This is a genomic window from Nocardiopsis lucentensis DSM 44048 (assembly GCF_000341125.1).
Lineage (GTDB): Bacteria > Actinomycetota > Actinomycetes > Streptosporangiales > Streptosporangiaceae > Nocardiopsis > Nocardiopsis lucentensis.
The window spans coordinates 1-6,400 of the sequence record NZ_ANBC01000513.1 but is presented as its reverse complement, the minus strand read 5'-3'; the positions used below and the strand labels follow the sequence as shown (position 1 = coordinate 6,400).

The following is a 6,400-nucleotide window of genomic DNA, read 5'->3' as shown; positions in this document are numbered from 1 at the left end:
TACCACGAGCGGTTCGGGCGGCTCCCCGCCGTCTGGTTCGCCACCGCCGACGGCTCCGTCGACACCGCGCTCCGCCGCGACTACCTGAACGGCGTTCCGCTCGTCACCGCATGGGACTGCACCCCGACCACCAACGACGAGGACGACTGACCGACCAAGCGCCGCTCGTACGCGGCACTGGGCGGGGTGGCGGTCCTTCGCCGCCCCGCCGTCGTGAGACGAACAGCGAGGGACACCTTGATCCGCCACCTCTCCCCCGAGACCACGGACCCCGGCGACATCCATCCGGGCCTGGCCGAGCACCAACGCGACATGATTCGCCGCTGCCCCTACCTCGGCCCGTCCGTCGACAAGGGTCTGACGACCTGGACGGCCGTGGAGGCGCGGCCCGGCGACGAGGCCGACCTGTTCGCGACGCTGGCCGACACCGCCGAACTGCTTCGCCGGGAGCGACGGATCTCAGGACCTCTGGCCTGCCGCAACATCGCGGTCCTCGGCCCCGACAGCGAAGACTCCGCACGACGGCTGATGCAGTGGCCCGCGTGGGTGGCACGCAACCTGTACGCACCCGTCCAGCTCATGGTTGGACGCTTCTGGACCGGCGTTCGGCTCACCGACAGCAAGGGGGAGCCGATGACGCCGCCCCCGGTGTCGTTCTTCTCCCTGCGCAACGCGATTCCGAGCAAGGAGGGGACGTTCCTCGCCGCGAAGGTTCCGGAGATCCTGGACGTGCTCGCGGCCGGGCCGGGAGACGACGGTCGCGACGTGTTCGCCGAGCCCCTCGGGCGACCGGTTCCCGCCACTGACGCCGCCTCGGTCTACGCCGATCTCGTTCGTGTCTTCCCGGTCAAGAGCACCGCCTGAGCGGGTGAAGGAAGGGCTATGTTCTCGTACTGGCTGGACGACCAGGCCGAACTCCGTCCGCTGGAGCCGTGGAACGCCGCCGAACTGTTGCGCTGTGTGGACTCGGCGCGCGAACGACTGGCGGCGTGGACCCACCTCGCACATCGGGTCGTCGACCTGCCCAGTGCACGCCGCCTCCTCCAGGACTACGCCGACCGGCAGGCGCACGACACCGGCCGCTACCTCGGGATCTGGGAGGGTGGTGAACTGGTCGGTGGGGCGCTGTTCCGGAGTTTCGACGCGCGGCTCGGCGTGTGCGAGGTCGGGGTGTGGGTGGTTCCGAGCGCACGGGGCAGGGGGCTGGCCACGCGCGCGTTGTGGACGATGACCGACTGGGCGCTACGGACGCGCGGCCTGTACCGAGTCGAGATGCGCACGAGCCCGGCCAACGCGGAGACGCGGGCGATCGCCGAGCGGCTCGGGATGCGTCGGGAGGGGACGCTGCGGCAGGCGTTCGCGGTCGGGGGTGTGCGCCATGACAGCGAGGTGTGGGCGGTTCTGCGTGATGAGTGGCTCGGCGGGCGTCCCGCCCCGGGCGGGACGTTCGCGGCACGAAGGGGATAGGCTCGAATTCAGGCCGGTTCGGCCCTACTTCGTTTAGGGCCGAACCGGTTCCGCTTGTTCGGGGGCGTTTCACGCGTGGCTACCCGATCGTGTCCCGGCGGGGGATGCCGTCCGACATGGGGCGACCGTCCATCGACACGAGCTTGTACGTCCGGTTCTCCAGACGCGGCCCGTACACGGCCATGAAGTCCGCGCGGGTCTCGTAGCTGTTCACGTTGCGGAAGCCGCACCGCTGCACGACGATCCGCTCGTCCCAGACGAGCAGCCAGGCGATGATCTCGGCGTCCTCGACCTCGTAGTCCATCCTGGCCAGGGCGAAGAGGCGGGGCCTGGACTCCAGGCACATCGCGGTCACCGCGTCGTCGAGCGCGTTCTCCGCTAGGACGGCCGAGATCGACTTGTGTTCCATCGTTCCTCCGCAGAGCGATCGAGGGGTACGTGGTGTGGCAGCACGTTGGCCACAGGAGCACACTGTGTTGCCCACCACATAATTTACAGTAAAATCTAGAGGTAACCGTAAATTAGTCAAGTGATCTGTGGACAACTCTCCGCAAGCACCGCAGGATCTGGCATCCTCGGTCAGGGATAAGGAGGTCCCACGTGCCTAGGAAGGCGACCGTGCGTGCCCGAGGCCTTGGCGCTGAGCTCCGGGAACTCAGGCGGCTGGCCGGACTCACTCTCGTCAACGCTGGCAAGCGCATGGGGTGGTCCGTAGCCACCGTGAGCCGAATCGAGACGGGACATCGTGGGGTGACCTCCGAAGAGGTCGCCGCCCTCATGGTGATCTACGATGCGCCCCGCGACACACGCGAGCGCCTCATCGACATGGCCCGAGAGGTCGACAAGCCTGGCTGGTGGGAAACCGACGACGCGGGTTTCCCCAAACAACTGACGGCGCTCATAGGGTTCGAGCAGCAAGCCACACGGATCACGTCGTTTTCACTCAGCAACATCCCAGGGCTCTTGCAGACCCCCGCCTACACACGGGCACTCCTGTCGGCCGCAAGGATTCCCGCAGCAAGAGCCGAGACGTTGGTGACGACCCGCGTTGGCCGCCAGTCAATCCTCACGCGAGAGAATCCGCCAGCGTTTCACGCGATTCTGGATGAAGCGGTCCTCCGCCGTCATGTTGGCGGCAAGAGTGTCATGGCCGATCAGATCGATCGGCTCGTTCAGGCAGCCCAGAAGCCACACGTCACGATCCAGGTCATCCCATTCGCGCAGGGTGAGCACACCGGGCTTGATGGCCCCTTCCTTCTCCTGGAGTTCGCGAAGGCTCGAACTATCGTCCACATTGAGAACAAGCGGTCAGGTGCGTTCTTGGACGAGTCCGAAGACACAGATGTCTACCTCCAGGACGCAGCCATGCTTCGAGACATCGCCCTGAGCCCAGATGAATCGACAAGGTTCTTGACAGAGATCGCCCACGAGTACAAGGAGTCGTGACCCAATGATGGTTCCGCTGAACGTCGTATGGTTCAAAGCCAGCTACAGCGGCACGCAGACCAACTGCGTAGAGGTCGCGGTGTCCAACCCGAGCTGGTTCAAGAGCAGCTACAGCGGTACGGTGTCCGACTGCGTCGAGGCGGCGCACCTCCCCCGCCACGTCGCGGTGCGCGATTCCAAGCACCCCGACGCCCTCCACCTCCTCTTCGAGGCCCGCGAGTGGCGCGCGTTCGTCGCGGGCGTCGAGACCCACTGACAGAGACCGCCGTCCCGGCCGCTGCTGGCCGGGACGGCGGTCCACTCACCCGGTCACCGCGGGGTCACTCCCTCGTCGTGCCCAGGGACATGTAGTCGTACATCGAGTAGCCCGCGTGGTAGTACACGTTGGTCAGGTTCGGCGGCCGGTACAGCACCGTCCGCTCGAACACCACCGGCAGGATCGCGGCCTGCTCCATCGCCCGCTCGTCGATCCGGCGGTAGATCTCGGCGCGCTCCTGCGGGTCCTCGATCGTGACGACCTCGTCGAACCACTCGTTGATCTGCGGGTCGTCGAGCTCGGAGATGTTGGCGTTGCCCGCCTCCCGGATGGCGTCCCCGTCCAGGATCTTGCTCATGAACCCGTAGCCGCTGGCCCAGTCCGGAGCCCAGCCGTAGACGGTCAGCCCCAGGTCGTTGGCGTGCACGAAGTCCGGCGAACCCGCCTGGGTGTTGGTGTAGGTGTCCGACGGGTACTGCTTGATCTCCGCGTCGATCCCCACCCGTGACAGGGACTGCTGGAGCGCCTCGGCGGTGGCCACGTCCGAGGGCCGGTCGGCGCGGGCGCCGATGGCGGTCGAGAAGCCGTCGGGCTGACCGCACTCCTCCAGCTTCTGCCGTGCCATGTCCAGGTCGCCCTTGTCGTCCTCGGACGGGTAGAGGTCCATCTCGGGGTCGGCCCCCGGCAGGGCGGCGGGCATGATCTGGGTGGCGATGTCGCCTCCGGTGTTCCCGCCCCAGGCGCGCTGCAGGGAGTCGCGGTCGGCGGCGTAGAGCACCGCCTGGCGGCAGGCCAGGTCGTCGAGGGGCTCGACGACGGTGTTGACGTTGACGTAGCGCAGGGTGTTGGTCTGCGGGTTGTCGAGGTTGGGGCGTTCGGCGTCGTCCGTGATGAGCGTGCCCTTCATCGCGGGCCCGACCCCGCTCCCGGCCAGGTCCACGTCGAGCTCCCCGTTGACGAGGCGCTGGTCGATCTCGTTCTGGTCGACGCCGATGCGCACCTCGATCCGGTCGGGCAGGGCCCGGCGGGTCGGGTCGGTGCCGGCGTCCCACTCCTCGTTGCGGACCAGGTTGAGGGACACGCCCGGACGGTAGTCCCCGTCGAACTTGTAGGGCCCCGAGGAGACGACGTGGCTCTGGTACTGCTCGCCGCGGTCGGCGTCCGGCGGGACGGGCGCCGTCTGCGGCTGGATGAGCACGTACGGGAACTCCGAGAAGCTCTTGTTGAGACGGAAGACGAGGGTGTGGTCGTCGGGGGTCTCGATGCCGTCGAAGCCCTCCAGCGGGTCGCCGTCACCCGCGTAGGGACCCTCGTAGTCCTCGCTGTCGGCCAGCAGACCCTGGAAGTACTTGGGACCGTTGGGCAGGGCCTGGGGACCGAAGTTGCTGCGCGCGATCGCGTACTTGATGTCTCGGGCGGTGATCTCCGTGCCGTCCTCGTACCTGAGGCCCGGTTTGATGCGCACGGTCCACTCGGTGGCGTCCTCGTTGGGCTCGGGCATCGCCTCGGCCAGGTCGGGCTGGAGCTCGGTGCCCTCCTCCCCCGGCGCCTCGGTGTAGGTGAGCAGCGTGCGCGCGTAGTAGCGGGAGAAGTTCCAGCTGAACGCGTAGTAGGTGTTGCCCGGGTCGGGTGAGTCGAAGTCGGAGGAGATGGCGTAGCGCAGGGTGCCGCCGGTGGCGTCCGAGGGGTTGACGATGCTCGTCTCACCGGCGTTGAACTCGGCGCCGGACACCTCGCTCACGCCGCCTCCGTCGCCGCCGCACGCGGCCAGCATCAGCGCCGCCGTCGTCGCGACGGCCATGGGCGCGAGCGCCCGTCGACGACGCCTCCGGTGCGGTGTCGCGGTCCTTGTGTGGTGGGTGGTCACCTTGCCTCCTGGTCGGTTGCCTGTCGGGCTCGTCGGGAGCACGGCCCGGGGTCGGGAACGTGGGGGCGCCGGGTTCGGGGACCCGTCAGTCGGAGGAGCGGGGGTCGAAGGCGTCTCGTAGGCCGTCGCCGAAGAGGTTGAAGGCCAAAACGGTGATGAAGATGGCCAGGCCCGGCACGATGACGAAGTGCGGTGAGGTGGTGTAGAAGCGCAGGGCGTTGTCGAGCATGCCGCCCCAGGTGGCCATGGGCGGGTTGATGCCGACACCGAGGAAGCTCAGGGCGGCCTCGAAGAGGATGTTGGTGGGGATGAGCAGGGTGGAGTAGACGAGGATGGGGGTGACGAGGTTGGGCAGGATCTCGCGGAAGACGATGTGGGCGCTGCCCGCCCCCAGGCTCCGGGAGGCCTCCACGAACTCCCGTTCCTTCAGGGTGAGGGTCTGGCCGCGGACGATGCGACCGATGTAGGGCCAGTTGAAGAACCCGATGATGAACACCAGGACGCCGATGCGCAGGTTGTTCCCGGTCAGTCCGAAGGCGCCGTCGGGGATGACGCCGACCAGGGCGATGGCGAAGAGCAGCAGGGGGAAGGCCAGGAAGATGTCCATGGCCCGGCTGATGACGGTGTCGATCCAGCCGCCGAAGTACCCCGCGGTGATACCGAGGACGGTGCCGATGACGACGCACAGCGCGGTCGCGACCGTGGCGACGAGCAGTGAGGTCCGCGCCCCGTAGACGATGCGGCTGAACAGGTCGCGGCCGTTGACGGGCTCGACGCCGAGCAGGTGGTCGAGACTGATGCCGCCCCACGGGTCGAGGCCGAGTTCGGGCTGTGCGGGGTCCAGCAGGACGCCGCCGGTGAGGGGGTCGACCAGGCTCTGGTTGAACTGGTTGGGCGGGTACCCGAACCAGGCGGTGAGCAGGGGGGCGAACAGGGCGACGAGGATGAGCACGACGACGGTGATCCCACCCGCCATCCCGGCCTTGTCCTTGCGGAAGCGCCGCCAGGCGATCTGGCGCAGCGACCTGCTCGCGGTGTCGGTCCCCCGGGCGACGACTTCCTCGGGTTCGGCGTGCTGGGACGACTCCGGCGCGTCCAACGGCGCGGCCATGCCCACCTTGCTCTCTGTCTGTGGTCGAACGACTACGGACAGACTGCCCGAGGTGTGCGCGGGTTTTCCAGCGGCCGCGCCGTCGGGGGTGTCGTGGTGCGCGGCGGTCTGCTGGGGGCGGCGGTGGAGGCGACCCCCGTCAGCCACCTTTACGACGTAGATTCATTCAGCTCGGCCGAATGACCGCACGGAACGGGTCGGGCTCCGCGAACCGCGGGGCCCGACCCGTGGAAGGGCGGCCGGTCACGCGGCG

At 68.0% G+C, this 6,400-nt stretch carries 7 protein-coding genes; 4 read left to right on the top strand and 3 right to left on the bottom strand.

Features of this window, described 5'->3' with window-relative positions; genetic code table 11:
* Positions 1-237 precede the first annotated feature (237 nt).
* Positions 238-864, top strand: a complete 627-nt coding sequence (locus tag D471_RS0118125; protein WP_017599925.1) for a hypothetical protein — start codon at positions 238-240, stop codon at positions 862-864.
* Between the two features lie 18 nt (positions 865-882).
* Positions 883-1,467, top strand: coding sequence for a GNAT family N-acetyltransferase (locus D471_RS0118120; protein WP_017599924.1), 585 nt, complete (start codon positions 883-885; stop codon positions 1,465-1,467).
* A gap of 79 nt (positions 1,468-1,546) precedes the next feature.
* Here D471_RS0118120 and D471_RS0118115 read toward each other — a convergent pair whose 3' ends face one another.
* Complete coding sequence (locus D471_RS0118115; RefSeq protein ID WP_017599923.1) at positions 1,547-1,876, bottom strand: hypothetical protein; 330 nt, start codon at positions 1,874-1,876, stop codon at positions 1,547-1,549.
* 191 nt (positions 1,877-2,067) lie between these two features.
* Between D471_RS0118115 and D471_RS0118110 the strand changes: the two genes are divergently transcribed.
* Positions 2,068-2,913, top strand: coding sequence for a helix-turn-helix domain-containing protein (locus tag D471_RS0118110; protein ID WP_017599922.1), 846 nt, complete (start codon positions 2,068-2,070; stop codon positions 2,911-2,913).
* Between the two features lie 4 nt (positions 2,914-2,917).
* Complete coding sequence (locus tag D471_RS0118105) at positions 2,918-3,169, top strand: DUF397 domain-containing protein (protein ID WP_017599921.1); 252 nt, start codon at positions 2,918-2,920, stop codon at positions 3,167-3,169.
* 64 nt (positions 3,170-3,233) lie between these two features.
* On the opposite strand, the gene D471_RS0118100 is transcribed toward D471_RS0118105, so the two are convergent.
* A complete protein-coding gene (locus D471_RS0118100; protein WP_026127840.1) occupies positions 3,234-5,036 on the bottom strand; it encodes an ABC transporter substrate-binding protein in 1,803 nt (600 codons plus the stop codon).
* 85 nt (positions 5,037-5,121) lie between these two features.
* On the bottom strand, positions 5,122-6,147 hold the full coding sequence (locus D471_RS0118095) for an ABC transporter permease (protein ID WP_017599919.1): 1,026 nt from the start codon (positions 6,145-6,147) through the stop codon (positions 5,122-5,124).
* Between the last annotated feature and the right edge of the window lie 253 nt (positions 6,148-6,400).